Genomic DNA, 17808 nt, shown 5'->3' with positions numbered 1-17808 from the left:
CGGCTGTCATGCGGAAATATTTGACGGGCATATGGGCCTGTATGAGAAGCGGAGAACCCTTCGACACGGCCAAGCTTTTTAGCGAAAAGCACCTGCTGAAAGCTTGACCGCGAACAGAGTATCTACATTGGTTGCAACGCGCCATGGCCTGTGAGATTGGAGTTGCCAGCCTTGGTGCATGGCTGAAGGGGACGGGGCGGCTGAGGCGCCAGCCTCGTAATCGAGCCGAACTACCAAGGCAGTCAAGCATGGCCTGACAGACATGGGCTCGTTGCAAAAAATGTAGGAGCGAGCTTGCTCGCGATGCGCCGCGCGGGCGGCGCTCGATCTCAAGAGCGCTGAAGAACTATCGGCTAGCACTTGGTGGCCATGACCCGATCCTCTGGCAAGCCACACACAGGGTTTTGCATACACCGCCCGAAAACCCGTGGGAGCCGGTCTTGCCGGCGATGCGGCCCAAAAAACCAACCAAAAAAAGCCCCGCAAGGCCTAAACCTGCGGGGCAAAAAGGTCGGTGTTCACCAACCAAAGGAGCTCTGAATTACCTGGCCGCGACAGCCTCGGCTTGCCAGCCGCCACCCAACGCTTTGTAGATGGCGACGATGCCGCGATACAACTCGACTTCGCCCTGGGCCTGGGCGTCTTCCGCCGCGAGGCGCTCGCGTTCGGCGTCGAGCAGGACGAGGTAGTCCACCGTGCCTTCGCGGTAGCGGATCGAGGCCAGCTCCGCAGCTTTGCGGCTGGCTTCGCTCTGTTTCAGCAGCGAGAGCAGGCGTTGTTGGCGTTTGCCGTAGTCGCTGAAGGCGTTTTCCGATTCTTCCAGCGCCAGCAGCACTTGCTGTTCATAGGTCGCCAGTGCGCCTTCGGCATCGGCGTTGGCGCCGCGCAACCGGGCGCGGACGCTGCCCAGGTCGAACGCGGCCCAGGTGATGCTCGGGCCAAGCGCCCAGGCAGACGCCGCCGACGAGCCGATCTGCGAACCACGACCGGCGGTGAAGCCAAGGAAGCCGCTCAGGCTGACCCGTGGGAACAGGTCGGCCGTGGCAACGCCGACGTTGGCGGTGGCCGCCGCCAGTTGGCGTTCGGCGCGGCGGATGTCCGGGCGGCGTTGTAGCAGTTCGCCCGGATCGCCCACCGGCAGAGCCTTGGCAATGGCCGGCAGTTGCGCCGGCGACAAATCGACGCTCAGCGCGTCCGGCCGCTGGCCGAGCAGGGTGGCGATGCGGTTGCGCGCTCGCACCTGTTCCGCCTGCAGTTGCGGCACGCTTGCTTCTACCGCCGCCAGGCGGGCATCAGCGCGGACCACGTCCAGTTCGTTGCCTACGCCAGCATCGCGCAGGGTCTCGGTGATGCCGCGAGAATCCTGCTGGGTCTTGAGGTTGGCCAGGGCGATTTTCTCGCGCAGTTGCGCGCCACGAAGCTGGCCGTAGGCGTCCACCAGTTCGGCGATCAGGCTGACTTGCAGTTGTTGCAGGTCGGCCTGGGCCGCGGCTTCCTGGGCCTGGCTCGCTTCCAGTTGACGCTGGATGCGGCCGAACAGGTCCAGTTCCCATGCCATGTCCAGGCCCAGGTCGTAGCGTTCGCTGTTGACCCGGTCTTCGGTCTGGCCCGGAATCTGGCCTTTGCCGAGGTTGCTGCTGGCGCGGCTGGTGACGGTGGGGAAGGCGTCGTTGTCGACGTCTTCGCGGATCGAGCGGGCCGCCTTGAGGCGGGCGAATGCCACGCGCAGGTCACGGTTGCCGTTCAGCGACTGGGTCACCAACTGGTCCAGCACCGGGTCTTCGAACTGGTGCCACCAGGCGCTTTCGAAGCGGTTGCGGTCAAGGCCGGCCTGGCCGTCGGTGGCGGCGAGGTGGGCGGCGGCGGTTTCCGGGGCCTTGTAGTCCGGGCCCACGGCGCAGGCGCTCAGGGCCAGCACCAACAGGCTCGGCATCCACAGTTTTGCAGCGCTCAGGTTCAACGGGTTCATGCGTGGTTCTCCACGGCGGTCAGCCGCGCGGCCTTGCGCGCCTGGCTGCGTTCGACGTAACGACGGATCAGGACAAAGAACACAGGCGTCAGCAGCAGGCCGAAGATGGTCACCCCGATCATCCCGGAGAACACCGCCACACCCATGGCATGACGCATTTCAGCACCGGCACCGGACGAGAACACCAGCGGCACCACACCCATGATGAAGGCGAACGAGGTCATCAGGATCGGCCGCAGACGCAGGCGGCAGGCTTCCAGTACCGCGGCCAGCGGGTCGAGGCCTTCGGCCTGTTTGTCCTTGGCGAACTCGACGATGAGGATGGCGTTCTTGCACGCTAGCCCCACCAGCACGATCAAGCCGATCTGGGTGAAGATGTTGTTGTCGCCACCGGACAGGATCACCCCGGTAATCGCCGACAGCAGGGTCATCGGCACGATCAGGATCACCGCCAGCGGCAGGCTCCAGCTTTCGTACTGGGCAGCCAGCACCAGGAAGGCCAGCAGCACGCAGAGCGGGAAGACGAACAGCGCGGTGTTACCGGCAAGAATCTGCTGGTAGGTCAGCTCGGTCCACTCGAAGGTCATGCCGTTGGGCAGCTCTTCTTTAAGCAGTTTCTCGATGGCCTTTTCCGCCTGGCCGGAGCTGTAGCCCGGAGCTGCGGCACCGTTGATCTCGGCAGTGATAAAGCCGTTGTAGTGCATGACGCGGTCAGGGCCGGAGGTGTCGCTGACCTTGATGAAGGTCGCCAGCGGGATCATCTCGCCCTGGTTGTTGCGCACCTTCAACTGGCCGATCTGCTCGGCGTCGAGACGGAACTGCTGTTCAGCCTGGACGTTGACCTGGTAGGTGCGGCCAAAACGGTTGAAGTCGTTGGCGTACAGCGAGCCCAGGTAGATCTGCAGGGTGTCGAAGATGTCGTTGATGGCCACGCCGTGGGTCTTGGCCTTTTCCCGGTCGATGGCAGCATCGACCTGCGGCACGTTGACCTGGTAGCTGGTGAACAGCCCGGCCAGCTCTGGCACGTTGTGGCTCTTGGCGATGATGTTCTGGGTTTCTTTGTACAGCGCTTCATAGCCCAGGTTGCCGCGGTCTTCGATCTGCAGGCGGAAGCCGCCGATGGTGCCCAGCCCCTGTACCGGCGGCGGCGGGAAGATCGCGATGTAAGCGTCCTGGATATCGGCGAACTGCGCGTTCAGCGCGGCGGCGATGGCGGCAGCCGACTGGCTCGGGTCTTTACGCTCATCGAACGGCTTGAGCGGGGTGAACACGATGCCGCTGTTGGGGCTGTTGGTGAAACCGTTGATCGACAGGCCGGGGAAGGCCACCGAGTCAGCCACGCCCGGTTGTTTCAGGGCGATTTCGCTCATTCTCTTGATGACCGCTTCGGTGCGGTCGAGGCTGGCGGCGTCCGGCAATTGGGCGAAGGCCACCAGGTACTGTTTGTCCTGCGCGGGAACGAAGCCGGTCGGGGTGGACGAGAAGCCCATCCAGGTCAGCACCATCAGCCCGGCGTAGATGAACATGGCCACGCCACTGCGGCGGATCACCCGTGCGACGGTGCCGACATAGCTATGGCTGGCACGCTCGAAGAAGCGGTTGAACGGACGGAACAACCAGCCGCCGAGCAGGCGATCGAGCAACCGCGAGAAACGGTCCTTCGGCGCATGATGGCCCTTGAGCAACACGGCGGCCAGCGCCGGCGACAGGGTCAGCGAGTTGAAGGCCGAGATCACGGTGGAGATGGCGATGGTCAGGGCGAACTGCTTGTAGAACTGCCCGGTAAGGCCGGAGATGAACGCCGCCGGGATGAACACCGCACACAGCACCAGTGCCGTGGCGACGATCGGCCCGGTCACTTCGCTCATGGCTTTTTTCGTGGCTTCCATCGGTTCGAGGCCGAGTTCGATGTTCCGCTCGACGTTCTCCACCACCACGATGGCGTCGTCCACCACGATACCGATGGCCAGCACCAGGCCGAACAGCGACAGCGCGTTGAGCGAGAAACCGAACAGGTGCATCACCGCGAACGTACCGATCAGCGACACAGGCACGGCCACCAGCGGGATGATCGAGGCGCGCCAGGTCTGCAGGAACAGGATCACCACCAGCACCACGAGGATCAGCGCTTCGAACAGGGTGTGCACCACCGCTTCGATCGAGCCGCGAACGAACACGGTCGGGTCGTAGACGATGCTGTAGTCCATGCCTTCGGGGAAGTCTTTCTTCAGCTCGGCCATCTTGCCGCGCACTTCGTCGGAGATCTCGATGGCGTTGGAGCCAGGGCGCTGGAAGATCGGGATCGCCACAGCCGGCTGGTTGTTCAACAGCGAGCGCAGGGCGTATTGGCTGGAGCCAAGCTCGACCCGGGCGATGTCTTTCAGGCGGGTGATTTCACCGTTCTCGCCGGAGCGGATGATGATGTTTTCGAACTCTTCTTCGCTGACCAGCCGGCCCTGGGTGTTGACCGAGAGCTGGAAGCTGGTGGCGCCGGGCGCAGGTGGTGCGCCGAGCTGGCCGGCGGCGACCTGGCGGTTCTGTTCGCGAATGGCGGTGACCACGTCGCTGGCGGTCAGGTTGCGCGAAGCGGTCTTGTTCGGATCGAGCCAGACCCGCAGCGAGTAATCGCCCATGCCGAACAACTGCACATCGCCGACGCCGCCGAGGCGCGCCAGTTCATCCTTGATGTTGAGGATGGCGTAGTTGGACAGGTAGAGCATGTCGTAGCGCTGATCCGGCGAGGTCAAGTGCACGACCATGGTCAGGTCGGGCGAGGCCTTGTCGACGGTGATACCGATGCGCGTCACTTCTTCCGGCAGCTTGGGCTGGGTGCGGGTCACGCGGTTCTGCACCTGCACCTGGGCGTTGTCCAGGTCGGTGCCGAGGGCGAAGGTGATGGTCAGGGTGATCTTGCCGTCAGCGGTGGACTGCGAGGACATGTACAGCATGTTCTCGACACCGGTGATGGCCTGTTCCAGCGGCGCGGCGACGGTTTCGCCGATCACCTTGGGGTTGGCGCCGGGGAAGTTGGCGCGCACGACCACGGTCGGCGGCACGACTTCCGGGTATTCGCTGATCGGCAACTGGAACAGCGAGATGGCGCCGGCGATCAGGATCAGCAGCGAGAGCACCGCGGCGAAGATCGGCCGGGTAATGAAAAACCGGGAAAAATTCATTGGGCTGGTCCCTTAACCGCGTGGAGCTGTGGCGCTGGCGAGCTTGACCGTCGCGGCGCCAACGGGCGTTTGCGGACGGTTGGCAGCTTCCAGGGCCTGGCGCTGTTGGGCGAGGGCGGCGAGGGTCGCTTCGCTGGCCATCGGTGTTTCTTCAGGGGTGACCGGCGAACCTGGGCGAACGCGTTGCAGGCCCTTGACCACGATGCGGTCTTCCTTGCTCAGACCGGCACGAACGATGCGCAGGCCTTCGAGTTTCGGACCGAGCTCCACAGGGCGGTAATCGGCCTTGTTGTCTTTGTCCATCACCAGCACGAACTTCTTGCCCAGGTCGGTGCCCACGGCTTCGTCGTTGATCAGCACTGCCGAGTAAGTGGCGCTGCCGACCAGTTTCAGGCGGGCGTAGAGGCCGGGGGTGAACTGGCCGTCGCGGTTGTCGAACACGGCGCGGCCACGGATGGTGCCGGTCTTCGGGTTGACCTGGTTGTCGACGAAGTTCATCTGGCCCAGGTGCGGGTTGCCGGTTTCGTTGGACAGGCCGAGGTACACCGGGGTGGTCTGGCCGCGCTGGCCGTCGCGGGCGAGCTGGGTGTACTTGAGGTAGACGCGTTCGTCGGCATCGAAGTAGGCGTAGACGCGGTCGGTGGAAACGACGCTGGTCAGCGGCGTGACATCGGCGGTGACGATGTTGCCGGCGGTGAACTGGGCGCGGCTGACGCGCCCGCTGATCGGCGCGGTCACGCGGGTGAAGCTCAGGTTCAGCTTGGCCAGGTCCAGTTGCGCCTGGATCGCCGCGACCCCGGCACGGGCTTCGGCGGCAGCGCTGGTGCGCGACTCGGCAAGCTCGGCGGAAATAGCGTTGCTGCTGCGCAGGCGTTCGCCGCGCTGGGCTTCGTTTTCACTGCGGATGGCGGTGGCGCGGGCTTGCTGCACCTGGGCTTCGAGGCGGCGGACCTCAGCCTGGAACGGACGTGGGTCGATCTGGAACAGCAGGTCGCCTTTGTTGACCTGGGCGCCTTCGGTGAAGGCCACTTGGTCGATCTGCCCGGAGACGCGCGGGCGGACCTCGACGGTTTCCGGCGCTTCGAGGCGGCCGGTGAACTCGTCCCATTCATTGATGGGTTGTTCCAGCACCTTGGCCACGCTGACTTTCGGCGCGCCGGGTGCCTGGACCGCCTCCGGGGTGCGACCACAGGCACTCATCACCAGAAGGGCCAACGCAGCAAGGGGATAGCGCAAGGGTTTGAGTGACTGCTCCATGGAGAACTCCGCCAATATATTGATAGTGGGCGGATTCTGCGTTCAGGCGCGGGTGGGGACGAATCGAACGAAGCGAAGGTGACTATCACGCGCAATGATAGAAGTGGCGTGTTATCGCGTGGCGTTGATAGTTGAAGTTGGGGTAGGCGCGAGCTTGCTTGCGATCAGGGGCCTCTGATCGCGAGCAAGCTCGCTCCTGCAGGTGTCCTCAACTCAGAATCGATAATCCAGGCTTATCAGCACATTGCGCGGATCACCGTAGAAGTTGTGGTCGTAGTCGATCGCCTTGTAGTACCGGCGATCGAAGACGTTGTTGAAGTTCAGCGCCGCTGTCAGGTGCTCGTCGAAATCATAGGCCAGCCGCGCATTCCAGATCGCATAGCCGCCTTGTTCGCGCCCGTAATAGCCATAACCTGCCGCCCGGCTCTGGGCATTGACCCCGCCCCCGACCGATAGCGCGCGCCACTCGCCCGGCAAGCGATAGTTGGCCCAGGTGCGCAGGATGTGTTTCGGCGTGTCGGTGGTGCCGGTGATGTTGGCGGCGGTGGTGGCAGGTTCTTCGTCCAGGTACTTCAGCAGGTTAAGGGTGTATGCCGCGTACAGATCCAGCCCTTGGGCCACTTCGCCGCTGACTTCCGCCTCGAAGCCGCGACTGCGGATGGTCCCCGACGGCGCATAGCAGGTACCGCCGCATTGGGCCGTGGCCACGGCCGACGAGACGCTGGAATCCACCAGGCCGATGTTGTCTTGCTCCATCTGGAACAGGGCGATGCTGGTGTTCAGGCGACCACCGGCGTGCTCGCCCTTGAGACCGATTTCGTAGCTGTTGCCGGTGCGCGGTTCGAGGATCGAGCCGGCAGCCGTGCGCTGGGTCTGCGGTTTGAAGATCTCGGTGTAGCTGGCGTAGGCGTTCCAGTCCTCGTTCAGCGCGTACACCAGGCCGGCGTAAGGGGTCAGTTTGCCGGTCTTCTGCGCCACGCTGCGGCTCACACCCCAGACACCATCGGAGTCGAACACCGTACGGAAGCTGGACAAGCGGCTACCGACGATCAGTTGCAGGCGGTCGGTCAACTGGTAGTCGCCCACCGCATAAACGCCTTTCTGGGTCGAGGTGTAGCCGTCGTCCCAGGTGTTGGCGGCGTAGATCGAGGCACTGCTGGGCTCGTTGGCGCTGGGCTGGTAGTCAAAGATATTGATCGGGCTGACCACGTTGTAGCGTGCGCCCCAGACATCGTGGCTTTTGAGCCGCGAATAGTTGCCGCCGACGGTGACGCCCAGGCGCCGGCCGAAAAGTTCCAGGTCGCCGGTGGCATTGAGGTCGCCGCCCCAGTGCTCGGAGAAATAATCGAAGGTGTAGGCGTCGCCGTTGAAGGTGTAGCCGGGGCCCAGGCGACCACGGCGCTGCATGTATTTGAAGTCATTGAACTCGCGGATGTTCACCAGGCTGCCTTTGACCTTCCAGTTGTCATCGAGCTGCTGGGTCAGGTCCAGGTAGTAGGTGTCCTGGCGTTTGTCCCAGGTATCCCATTGGGTACCGAAATACGCCGAGCGGCTGAAGCGCGGCATGCTGCCGTTGGTGTAGTTGGGGATACCCATGGCGTAGGGGGTGGCGTCGCTGCGCTCGTGGCTGTAGCCGAGGCCGAGGGTGGTGCGATCGCTCAGGTCGTAGTCGAGGGCGGCGTAGTAGGTCTGGTTGTCCGACGCCACTTCATCGACGAACGACTGGCTGGTGTCGTAGTCCGCCACGAACCGACCGCGCAGGCGGCCGTCGCTGTCCAGCGGGCCGGTGGTGTCCAGTTGCACGCCGTAGTGGTCCCAGGAGCCGGCCTTGGCGCTGAGGTGAGTCTGGGCGGTGGCGGTAGGCCGCTTGCGCACCAGATTCACCGCACCGGAAGGATCGCCGCCGCCTTCGAGCAGACCTTGCGGACCGCGCAGCACTTCGACCCGGTCGTAGATCGCGGTCTGCCCGGTGAAGCTGGAGCCGCGGGCGTAGAGCTGGCGCTCCAGCGGCACGCCGTCGTACTGGAAGCTGTTGAGGAAAAAACCACGGGAATAGAACTGGCTGCCGGTGAACGACGGCACCACGGTGACGCCGGGCGTTTGCGCCAGGGCATCGGTGACCGAGCGCAGGTTCTGCTCATCCATGCGCTGGCGAGTGACCACGCTGACCGACTGCGGGATGTCCTTGACCCGCTTGGTGCCTTTGCCGATGGAGGTCACGGGCGAGGTGTAGGAGCCGCTACCCTCGGTGGTCACTGCATCGAGCCGGCCTTCGATGGAGGTCGCGCCCAGTTCCAGGGCCGAACTGCCGGTTGGCGCCGGTTGCAGCAGGTAGCGGTTGTCGCCGATCAGTTGCGCGCTCAGGCCGCTGCCAGTCAGCAGCAGGCTCAGTGCCTGCTGGGTGCTGTAGTTGCCGCGCAGGGCATTGGCGGTCTTGCCTTCGGTCAGGCGGGTGTCGCCGCTCAGGTAGATTCCGGCCTGCTCGGCGAACTGGTTGAGGCGGGCGCTGAGCGGGCCGCCGGCGATATCGAAGCGGCGGCTCTCGGTGTGCTCGGCGGCCGCAACCGACAGGCCGGGCAGGACCACGGCCGGGATCGCCAGGGCAATGGCCAGGGCGATCGGGGTGAGACGAAGGCGGGAAGGTGACGACATGCTGGGTTCCTTGAAAAAGTCGCTGTGCAGTTGCTATTGGCTTGAATCGAACGAGTCGAAAAAACCGGAAAGCGATAGGCGAATTTTTTTCAGGAATTCATCCGGCGGCGGACGCCAGCGGTTCGATGGTCACCCACCAGGGCAGGCGCCGGTGCACCTTCACCGGCAGGGTCCGCTCCAGCATTGCCAGGGCCTGGTCGGTATCGTGAAGCGGGAAGGTGCCCATGATTTTCAGATGGCGCAGCGCGGGGTCGAGGCCAAGGTAGCCGCGACGGTAGCGGCCCAGTTCGGCAACGAAGCGACTCAGCTCGATGTCTTCGGCCAGCAGCACCCCACGGCTCCAGGCTTCCCGTGTGGGGGAGGCGGGGGATAGCGGGCCGAAGGTGTTGCCGTCGAAGCGCGGGCCGAACCCCGCCGGTACTTCCTCTTGTGCCGATGAGCCCGCGCAGCGCGCCAGCACCCGGCCTTCGAAGACCGAAAGCTGCGTGTTGCCGTCATCGAGCGCGACGCTGAAACGGGTGCCCAGCGGTTGCAGGCTGCCCTGGGCGGTGTGCAGCACCAGCGGCCGCGGATCGCTGGCGGTACTGAGCAGCACCTCACCGCGATACAGGCGCAGGGTGCGTTGACGGTCATCGAAGCTGACATCCAGCGCCGTACCGCTGGCGAGCCACAGCCGCGTGCCATCGGCCAGGCGCTGCTCGGCGATTTCGCCGGTCGCGCTGCGCAGATCAGCCTGCCACGCCATCAATGGCTCGCGCAGCAGCGGACGCCAACCCAGCAGACCGAGCAAGCCGAAGCCGGTGATCCCGGCAACGCCGCGCAGCACGCGGCGGCGGGCAATGCCCTGGCGACGTAGTTGATCGAGGGTCTGCGCGGCGTCATCGACATCGTTGTGCAGCGGCGCGAAACGCTGGCTGACCCGCTCGACGAAGACCCATGCCTGCCGGTGCGATTCGTGCTGTTCATGCCAGCGCTGCCACGCCTGGCGCAGCGTGTGGTCTTCGGGTTGGCCGGCGAGTTGCGCGTACCAGTCGGCGGCCTGCTGCAGGATGGCGTGATCGACGTCGCTCTTCACGACAGCGCCGCATCCAGCTCGGCTTCCAGCAAGGCGCACTGGAACATCGCCTTGGCCATGTAGCTGGTGACGGTGCGTTCACTGACGCCCATTCGCTCGGCAATGGCGCGATAACCCATGCCGTGCAACTGAGCCAGGAGAAAGGCCTCGGCCACCGCTGCCGGCAGCTTCTCCAGCATGGCCTGCACTTGCTCCAGCGCTTCCAGGACCAGGAGCTGATGTTCCTCGCTGGGCATGCAGGCTTCGGGGCGCTCGGCGAGGGTTTCCAGCCAGGCCTGTTCCACCCGGCGACGGCGCCAGAAGTCCACGCAGACATTGCGCGACACCGTGTTCAGGTAGGCGCGGGCATGGGCTTCGCTGGAGAATTCGCGGGGCTGGCTGAGCAGTCGCAGAAACACGTCATGGGCCAGTTCCGCGGCGTCGCTGGCGTTGCCCAGCTTGCGTTTGAGCAGGGCGCGGATCCAGCCGTGATGCTCCTGATAGAGCCAGCCGACATCGGAAGGAGAAGGGGAATGGGGCATCTCGACAGCAAACTCCAGCACCCGGACAGCGTGACCGGATGATGTTAAATGGGAATTGTTATCGATAGTACGGTGATATCACCCCGGAATTCAATTGGCGGTGCAGGTGGCAATCAGGGATTCTGCGTTCAGGCGCGAGTGGGGGACGAATCGAACGAAGCCGAGGAGATTGATAGCGCGGTGTCGATAGTCGACCCACACAGCCCCCACAACGAACAACCGCCAGTCAGCACTGGCGGTCGTTCGTTGTGGAGGCGTCGAGCCAGGGTGCGACGGCTACTTTTCCCCCGCTCCCTTGGCCGGTTGACCGGGCACGTAGCGCTGGTTGCGCACGTTCCCGCCCCACATGACGTAGCTGCCGTCCTCGCACACTGCGACCAATGAAGGGTCGATATGCGGCGGGTTAGGTGGCGGGATTATCTCGTAGAAGGGATAGCGCTTGATCGAGTACAGCTCGATCACGCCCTGGGTGAGGTACTGGGCAAGTTCTGGCGGAATTTCACCCGCGTCCTCCATGGCCAGTGTCGCTCCCCAGACCATCACCGAGCCGTAGACGGGACCCTGTGCAAGAACAACGCCATAGGCTCCGTTGGTACACCAGACCCCTTTGATCCTGCCGTCCATCAATCGCTGGCGCTGTACTGCTGTGAGGGCACCACCATGGGCATGGTGACCCCAGACCACGACGGCACGGGTGCTGCCGTCGGTGTTCTGGCTGCAGAGCAGGAAGCTCAGGTCGTTGGAATACACCTGGACCTTGCCCGGGACAGTAATGGCCCGGCTACCGACATAGTCTTTCGCACTCCTGGGCCCGGCCCGGACTTCGCCGACTGCTGCGGCGATTTCGGCGCGCACGGGCCCGGTAATGGAGGCGCCGCCATACTGCGGGGCGCCCCAGGCTTCCGCTTCGCCCGAATCGCTGACGATGCAGAATGCCCAGCGGGTAGCCTTGCACATCAGGATGCTGCCTTTCTTGGCAACCACTAAGGCGGTGGCCGACATCGTGCCCCCTTCAGGCGCCTTGCCCCAACTGATCGCCTTGCGGCGATCACGGGTAATCGCGCAGAACGCCGTGGTGTTGGCAATCACCGAATTGACCCCACCGTCCTCGATAATCTCCAGGTGCGCGGCGGTCGGAAGGGTCCCGCCATCGTTGGGATTGCCCCACACCGCAATTTCGCCGTTGCGGCCGATGGCGCAGAACGCTGCGGCAGCGGCAATGATGCGTTCGACAAACATAGAGTCGAGCTGCTGACGCACATTCGGCGGGATGGTGCCGCCACCCGCGGCATTGCCCCAGGCGTAGACCTTGCCGTTCTCGGTCCTGACGGCGAAGGCGTTTTCCGTGGCATAGATGGCAAGCGGGATATCGAAATACAGCGCTTGCTGAATATCGGCGGAAATGACGTCGCCATCCCCCCGGTGTCCGATGGCGCCGATCCGGTTCTCACCCTGTGCCGGATTGTTGTAGATGAAGGCCAGGCACCAGCGGTTGCTGTACACCGTCTTGATATCGCTGAGCTTGACCGAGTGGCTGGCCGGCATATTGGCGCCCCAGACGAGCAACTGATTGCTCGAGCCATTCCTGACCAGCGCGCCGAAGTCTCGTTCGGTGGTGAACATCCGGGTGGCGGGGTTGTTCTTGAAGTAGTTGAGGAACTCGGGCGGCACCGGCATCCCCCAGGTGGCCTGGCCTTCGAAGAACATGGTCTGGGATGCCCAGTCGAGCAGGCCGAACGCCCCACCGGTGGAGACGAACCGTCGACCTCCTGGTTCAGGTACATGGAAGGAGAAATTGCCTTCCTGTTTGAGGAAGCTGTTTTCACTCTCTTCCTGGCTGATGCCCTGGAAGTCGGAGGTTGCCGTCTTCGCTTCGGAGCGTGTTTCCACGCCGCTCTCGCCGCTGGCAGCGATGGGCGTGACGGCGAACACAAGGCTGCCGCCCTCGAACGCTTCGGTAACCTTCAGATCGCGCAGGGTACCTTCGGGTGCCGGGATCGGCGCGTTGTTGAAATACCACTGCAGACGGGACGAACCTTCGGAGCTGCCGCTGGCGTTTTCATAGCGATAGCTGCCGCAAACAAAACCGCCGATCAGCGGGTCACCGATGATGAAGGGCTCACGCGCAACAGGTGGGGCTTTGGTGCTCATCATGAAACTCCTTTACGTTTCAATGAGGGGTAGTGCCTGTCGGATGACGTGTGCTCAAGGGGCTTCTTTCTCGAACTCTTCGTTAGGAACATGGGCGCCCCAGGCGACGCAACTGCCGTTTTCCTTGCGCGCAACAAAGGCCGAAGGCGTGACAGTGGAGGGCGCCGGCCGGCCCTGGACGGCGTAGATCTCTACGACGCCACCGTTCAACGCTTCGCGAAGGTCTGGGGGAATGGTGCCGCCGTCCTGCGTCGGGCGCCCCCAGGTGACGACTACCCCGGTCACCATGCCCTGATCCACCAGCGCCGCGTAGGCGCCATTGCTGCAGTAGATCTTGTGGACCCGGCTGGCCATGAGTACCTGCTTGATATCCGGCGGAAGCGTACCGCCAACGGCTGCCAGGCCCCAGGTGACGACTGACTTGGTGCGCCCGTCGGCGTGCCGGTTGAGCAGGACATAGCTGCCATCGTTGCGCTGCAGTTCGACGGTCTCGCCATTGGCGAACGTCAGTGCATTGGACACCCGGGTCTGCGGCGCTCTGGCCAGGACTGCCGTGCTGAAGATGGACTCGATCTGCGTCAGGGCATCGTGCTCTTCCAGCAGCGCCTGGGCGTCTGTCTGCACACCCGCGTTGCTGCTGGCCACGCCTAGCGCCGGAATGGTGTCACCGCCGTAGCCGGCGGATCCCCAGGCGGCTGCCTGCCCGCTGCCGTTGATGAAGCACATCGCCCAAGGCGAGGCGGTGCAAATCGCCAGGTCGCCACGTGCGGCCAGGCTGGCGGCGGCTGGCGTCATGGTGCCGCCGTAGGCTGCGCTGCCCCAGGTCACAGCCTTTCTGCGGCCGAGGGTGATGGCGATAAAGGCGCCGTCATTGGCGATGACATTCATGGCGCCCTGATCGTCGTAGATTTTTTCCAGGGCTTCCGGCGGAATCACCGCGTTGGCACCCCAGCCAATCAAGTCGCCCCCAGCCGTCAGCGCGCAGAACCCGGTGCTGGAACTGACGATGCGCTGCACCACCATATTGCTCAGTTGGGTTTGCACGTCGGCCGGGATGGTGCCGCCGTTGGCGGCAGTGCCCCAGGCATAGACCTTGCCGCTCTTGGTCAATACGCAGAACGCCGTCAGGGTGCTGTAGATGGCCACGGGCGCGTCGAACATCAGCTTGTTCTGGATTTCGACCGGGACGGTACCGCCCGAGGCGGCGAGGCCCACGGCATCGATCGTGTTTTCACCCGGCTTGGGGCTCTTGTAGATAAAGGCCATTGCATCCTGGTTGCTGTACACCGCCAGGATGTCCTGCATGTTGGGAAGTACCGCCGGCATGCCGGGGCCCCAGACCAACAGTTGGTTGTGATCGCCGTTGGGTACCAGCGCACCGAAATTCGACATGTTGCTGAACATGGTGATGGCAGGGTTGTTTTGCAGGAACATCGCGATTTCTGGCGGTACCGTACCGCCATGGGCCGCGGCGCCCCTGACGGAAACGTCATAGCTGACACGGCTCTTGTAGGCGAAGGCACCGGCGGTGGAGGTGATCAGACCGTCTTTCGGGGCGTTGCCGTGGAAGCCGAAATGGCCGCGTTGTTTCAGGAAGCTGTTCTCGCTTTCCTCATCGGAAATGTTCTGGAAGCCACCCTGATTGACCGTCACCGGCTCGGAGAAGGCTTCTTCGCCTGCCTCGCCGATCAACGAAACCGGGGTGACCGAAAAGGTCAGGCTGCTGCCCGCATGTTCCGCCGATAACGTCAGGTTGACGGTCGTGCCGATCACGGTGCCTGTCGCCCCGTCCTTGTACCAGCGGAACGTCGATGCGCCTTCGGGATGCTGAGGGGCGTTCTGGTACTGGTAACTACCGGTCACGGTGCCGCCTGCGGACGGCTGGCCCATGATGACCACCTGGCTGGCAACGGGAATGAAATTGACGTTCTTGTTCATTGTGCTTGCTCCTGAGAGAGGCGCGTCTTTCCGTGGGGGAAAGCGGGTCGAGTGACTGCACGTAATTCCGGTATGGGAAGCATCTGCCGCCTGTCGGGGCTGCGGTGACCGTGGACGACGGAGTCATTCAACACTTGCGTGTTTGCTTCTGGCTACTGACAGAAATATCAGGTGGGGAGGGTTTGCGACGAGCGGTAAGGGTCGGGGAGGGTGTTGCGAGGGGCTCATCGTTGCGATGAGTTCCCGCCGGTACAGCGCAAGTGGGTTACGCCGCCCAAGGGGCTGGCAACCACAGCCAAGCTATTGGCAGGCAGGAGCAAGCAGTGTGGGTGCTGGGCGGGGATACTGACGTCGTTCCTCTGGACCGGGTCGTTCAGGGTGCGACGGCAATATCTTCATATCTGCGCTACGTTTCACCGCCAGTAGGGTTACTGGCGGTTTTTTTTTGCCTTGAACTCAGCCGTTGGCGCGCTTGCCCTGCGCCTGCTCGGCCACCCGTGCGCGGATCCGCGGCAGCAGGTCCTGGCCGTACTCCACCGCATCGCGCAGTTGGTCGAAGCCGCGGAACAGGAAGGTGGTCACGCCGAGGTTGTAGTACTCCAGCGCCGCGTCGGCGACCTGGTCGGCGGTCCCCACCAGCGAGGTGGAGTTGCCGGCGGCGCCGGTCAGCGCGGCAATCGCGGTCCACAGGCGTTTGTCGTGCACCACTTTCTGGCTGGCCAGTTCCACCAGGCGCGCCGAGCCGATGTTGTTCTTGCCCACGTTGAATTCGCGGCGCTTGCTCGCGCGCAGTTCATGCAGCACGCGGGCATCGGCGAGGATCTGTTCGGCGCGAGCCCAGGCGGCCTCTTCGGTGGCGCCAAGGATCGGCCGCAGCGACAGGCTGAAGCGGATGTGTTTTTCGCGGCCATACTTGGCCGCCGCCTTGCGCACTTTGGCGATGCGCTCGCGCACCTGTTCCAGCGGCTCGCCCCACATCATGTAGACGTCGGCGTGCTTGGCTGCGACTTCGACGGCGGCATCGGATGCGCCCGAGAAGTAGATCGGCACGTGGGGCTTTTGCAGCGGCTTGATCAGGGTCAGGTTGTCTTCGACGTGGTAGTGCGCGCCTTCGTGGCTGAAGGGTTGGGTCGCGGTCCAGGTCTGCTTGACCACGTCGAGGTATTCGTCGGTGCGGGCGTAGCGGGCGTCCTTGTCGATGAAGTCGCCGTCACGTTGCAGGTCGCCGCTGTCGCCGCCGGTGATGACGTTGATCGAGGCGCGGCCACGGCTAAGCTGGTCGAGGGTGGCGAACTGGCGGGCGGCGAAGGTCGGCGCCTGGAAGCCCGGACGGTGGGCTACCAGCAGGCCGAGTTTCTCGGTGTAGGCGGCAACATGGCTGGCGATGATCAGCGAGTCGGCGGCGCTGGTGTTGACCGCCAGCAGGGTTTTGTCGAACCCGCCGTATTCCTGGGCCTGGGCGAAGGCCTTGATGAATTCCAGGTCAACGCTCGGGCCGCGTGGCGCCTGGGATTCGCTGGCTTCCTGGGGGCCGATCAGGCCGATGAATTCGAGGCTCATGGGGCAAACTCCTTGTGCGTGTCAGAGTGGCCCGCGCTCGGCGCGGGCGGAATGGGCTTGGGGCGGTTCAGGCGACCGCTTCCTGGGTGCGACGCAAGGTGTAGCGGTTGGCCGGCACTGCCAGGCCGAAGTTGTCGCGAAGGGTCTGGCCTTCGTATTCCTGGCGCAGCAGGCCGCGTTCCTGCAGCAACGGCACCACCGTTTCGGTGAAGCGTTGCAGGCCGTCGGGCAGCAGCGAATTGATGATGAAACCGTCTGCCGCGCCGTGTTCGAACCAGTCCTGCACGGCGTTGGCGACTTCCTCGGCGGTGCCGACGAAGTCCCGTTTCGGCGCCGAGAAACGCAACGCCACCTGGCGCAAGCTCAGGCCCTCGTCGCGGGCCAGTTGCTTGAGGTAGTCGGAGGAGCCCTTGTGGCTCTGGCTGCCGAGGTCGCCGAGGTCTGGGAACGGCGCGTCGAGGTCATGGCCACTGAAGTCGTAGTCGTTGAACGGCCGGCCGAGGGCGACCAGCGCGTCATCGATGCTGACCAGCGCCGCTGCTTGCTGGTAGCGCTGCTCGGCGTCGTCGGCATCGAGGCCGACGATGGGGCGGATGCCCGGCAGAATGAACAGCTCGTCCGGGTTGCGGCCGAAGTTTTTCGCTCGCTGCTTGAGGTCCTGGTAGTAGGCGCGGGCGTCGCTGAAACCGTCGGGGCTGACGAAGATCGCGTCGGCCTGGCGTGCGGCGAAGTTGCGCCCGTCCTCCGAGGTGCCGGCCTGGAAGATCAGCGGCTGGCCCTGGCGCGAGCGGGCGATGTTCAGCGGTCCCTTGACCTTGAAGAACTCGCCCTTGTGCTCCAGCGCGTGCAGCTTGTCCGGGTCAAAGAACTGGCCGCTCTGCTTGTCCCGCACCAGCGCGTCGTCTTCCCAGGAATCCCACAGGCCCTGGACCACTTGCACGTGTTCCTTGGCGATGCGGTAGCGCTCGGCATGCGGCGGGTGCTCGGCCTTGCCGAAGTTGTCGGCGGTGCCGGACAGCCACGAGGTGACCACGTTCCAGCCGGCGCGACCGCCGCTGATATGGTCGAGCGAGGCCAGTTGCCGGGCGACCTGGAAGGGTTCGGTGTAGCTGACGGTGATGGTCGCGACCAGGCCGATGTGCTCGGTGACGGCGGCCAGGGCGGAGAGGATGGTCAGTGGTTCGAAGCGGTTGAGGTAGTGCGGGCTGGATTTGGCGTGGATGTGCAGGCTGTCGGCGATGAAGGCGAAGTCGAATTTCGCGCCTTCGGCCAGTTGCGCCTGTTGCTTGTAGTAGCCGAAGTTGACGCTGGCGTCGGCCAGTGCGTCCGGGTGGCGCCACTCGCCCCAGCCGTGACCGACACCGTGGATCATCGCGCCGAGTTTGATCTGTCGTTTGCTCATGCTTCGCTCCTGAGGAGAAGGGGACGAAGCGCGGGGAGAGGCCCGGCTTCAGTCGTCGATAACGGCCTCCGCCAGGAAAGGGGTCGGTCTGTGGGATAGACCTTAAA

The 17808-nt window shown here is 64.1% G+C and carries 10 protein-coding genes and 1 pseudogene; 1 reads left to right on the top strand and 10 read right to left on the bottom strand.

Annotation, left to right across the window (positions count from 1 at the left end):
• Window positions 1-107: pseudogene (locus HWV67_RS32385) on the top strand (IS110 family transposase); the annotation flags it as partial.
• Window positions 108-541: 434 nt separating this feature from the next.
• Here HWV67_RS32385 and HWV67_RS22360 read toward each other — a convergent pair.
• The 10 genes from HWV67_RS22360 to HWV67_RS22315 form a co-directional block, all read right to left on the bottom strand.
• A complete protein-coding gene (locus HWV67_RS22360) occupies window positions 542-1969 on the bottom strand; it encodes an efflux transporter outer membrane subunit (protein ID WP_110972929.1) in 1428 nt (475 codons plus the stop codon).
• On the bottom strand, window positions 1966-5145 hold the full coding sequence (locus HWV67_RS22355) for an efflux RND transporter permease subunit (protein ID WP_175652818.1): 3180 nt from the start codon (window positions 5143-5145) through the stop codon (window positions 1966-1968). The genes HWV67_RS22360 and HWV67_RS22355 overlap by 4 nt, the downstream gene beginning before the upstream one ends.
• Window positions 5146-5157: 12 nt before the next feature.
• Window positions 5158-6402 carry a multidrug efflux RND transporter periplasmic adaptor subunit MexE gene (gene mexE / locus HWV67_RS22350; RefSeq protein WP_110972927.1) on the bottom strand — a complete coding sequence of 415 codons (1245 nt, stop codon included), beginning with the start codon at window positions 6400-6402 and terminating at the stop codon, window positions 5158-5160.
• A gap of 213 nt (window positions 6403-6615) precedes the next feature.
• Complete coding sequence (locus tag HWV67_RS22345; protein ID WP_175652817.1) at window positions 6616-9054, bottom strand: TonB-dependent siderophore receptor; 2439 nt, start codon at window positions 9052-9054, stop codon at window positions 6616-6618.
• 97 nt (window positions 9055-9151) lie between these two features.
• Window positions 9152-10129 carry a FecR domain-containing protein gene (locus HWV67_RS22340; RefSeq protein WP_256680171.1) on the bottom strand — a complete coding sequence of 326 codons (978 nt, stop codon included), beginning with the start codon at window positions 10127-10129 and terminating at the stop codon, window positions 9152-9154.
• Entirely contained in the window at window positions 10126-10650 is a 525-nt protein-coding gene (locus tag HWV67_RS22335; protein ID WP_175652816.1) for a sigma-70 family RNA polymerase sigma factor, read from the bottom strand. The genes HWV67_RS22340 and HWV67_RS22335 overlap by 4 nt, the downstream gene beginning before the upstream one ends.
• Window positions 10651-10926: 276 nt before the next feature.
• Window positions 10927-12801, bottom strand: a complete 1875-nt coding sequence (locus HWV67_RS22330) for a hypothetical protein (protein WP_218585613.1) — start codon at window positions 12799-12801, stop codon at window positions 10927-10929.
• Between the two features lie 54 nt (window positions 12802-12855).
• Window positions 12856-14739 carry a hypothetical protein gene (locus tag HWV67_RS22325; RefSeq protein WP_175652814.1) on the bottom strand — a complete coding sequence of 628 codons (1884 nt, stop codon included), beginning with the start codon at window positions 14737-14739 and terminating at the stop codon, window positions 12856-12858.
• A gap of 456 nt (window positions 14740-15195) precedes the next feature.
• A complete protein-coding gene (locus HWV67_RS22320; RefSeq protein ID WP_175652813.1) occupies window positions 15196-16299 on the bottom strand; it encodes an LLM class flavin-dependent oxidoreductase in 1104 nt (367 codons plus the stop codon).
• A gap of 67 nt (window positions 16300-16366) precedes the next feature.
• Window positions 16367-17701: an LLM class flavin-dependent oxidoreductase gene (locus tag HWV67_RS22315; protein WP_110972925.1), complete on the bottom strand. Its 1335-nt coding sequence runs from the start codon at window positions 17699-17701 to the stop codon at window positions 16367-16369.
• Window positions 17702-17808: the final 107 nt, after the last annotated feature.

The sequence above is a fragment of the Pseudomonas sp. Marseille-P9899 genome, from assembly GCF_903166565.1.
Lineage (GTDB): Bacteria > Pseudomonadota > Gammaproteobacteria > Pseudomonadales > Pseudomonadaceae > Aquipseudomonas > Aquipseudomonas huaxiensis.
This window is presented reverse-complemented; position numbering and strand designations above follow the sequence as displayed.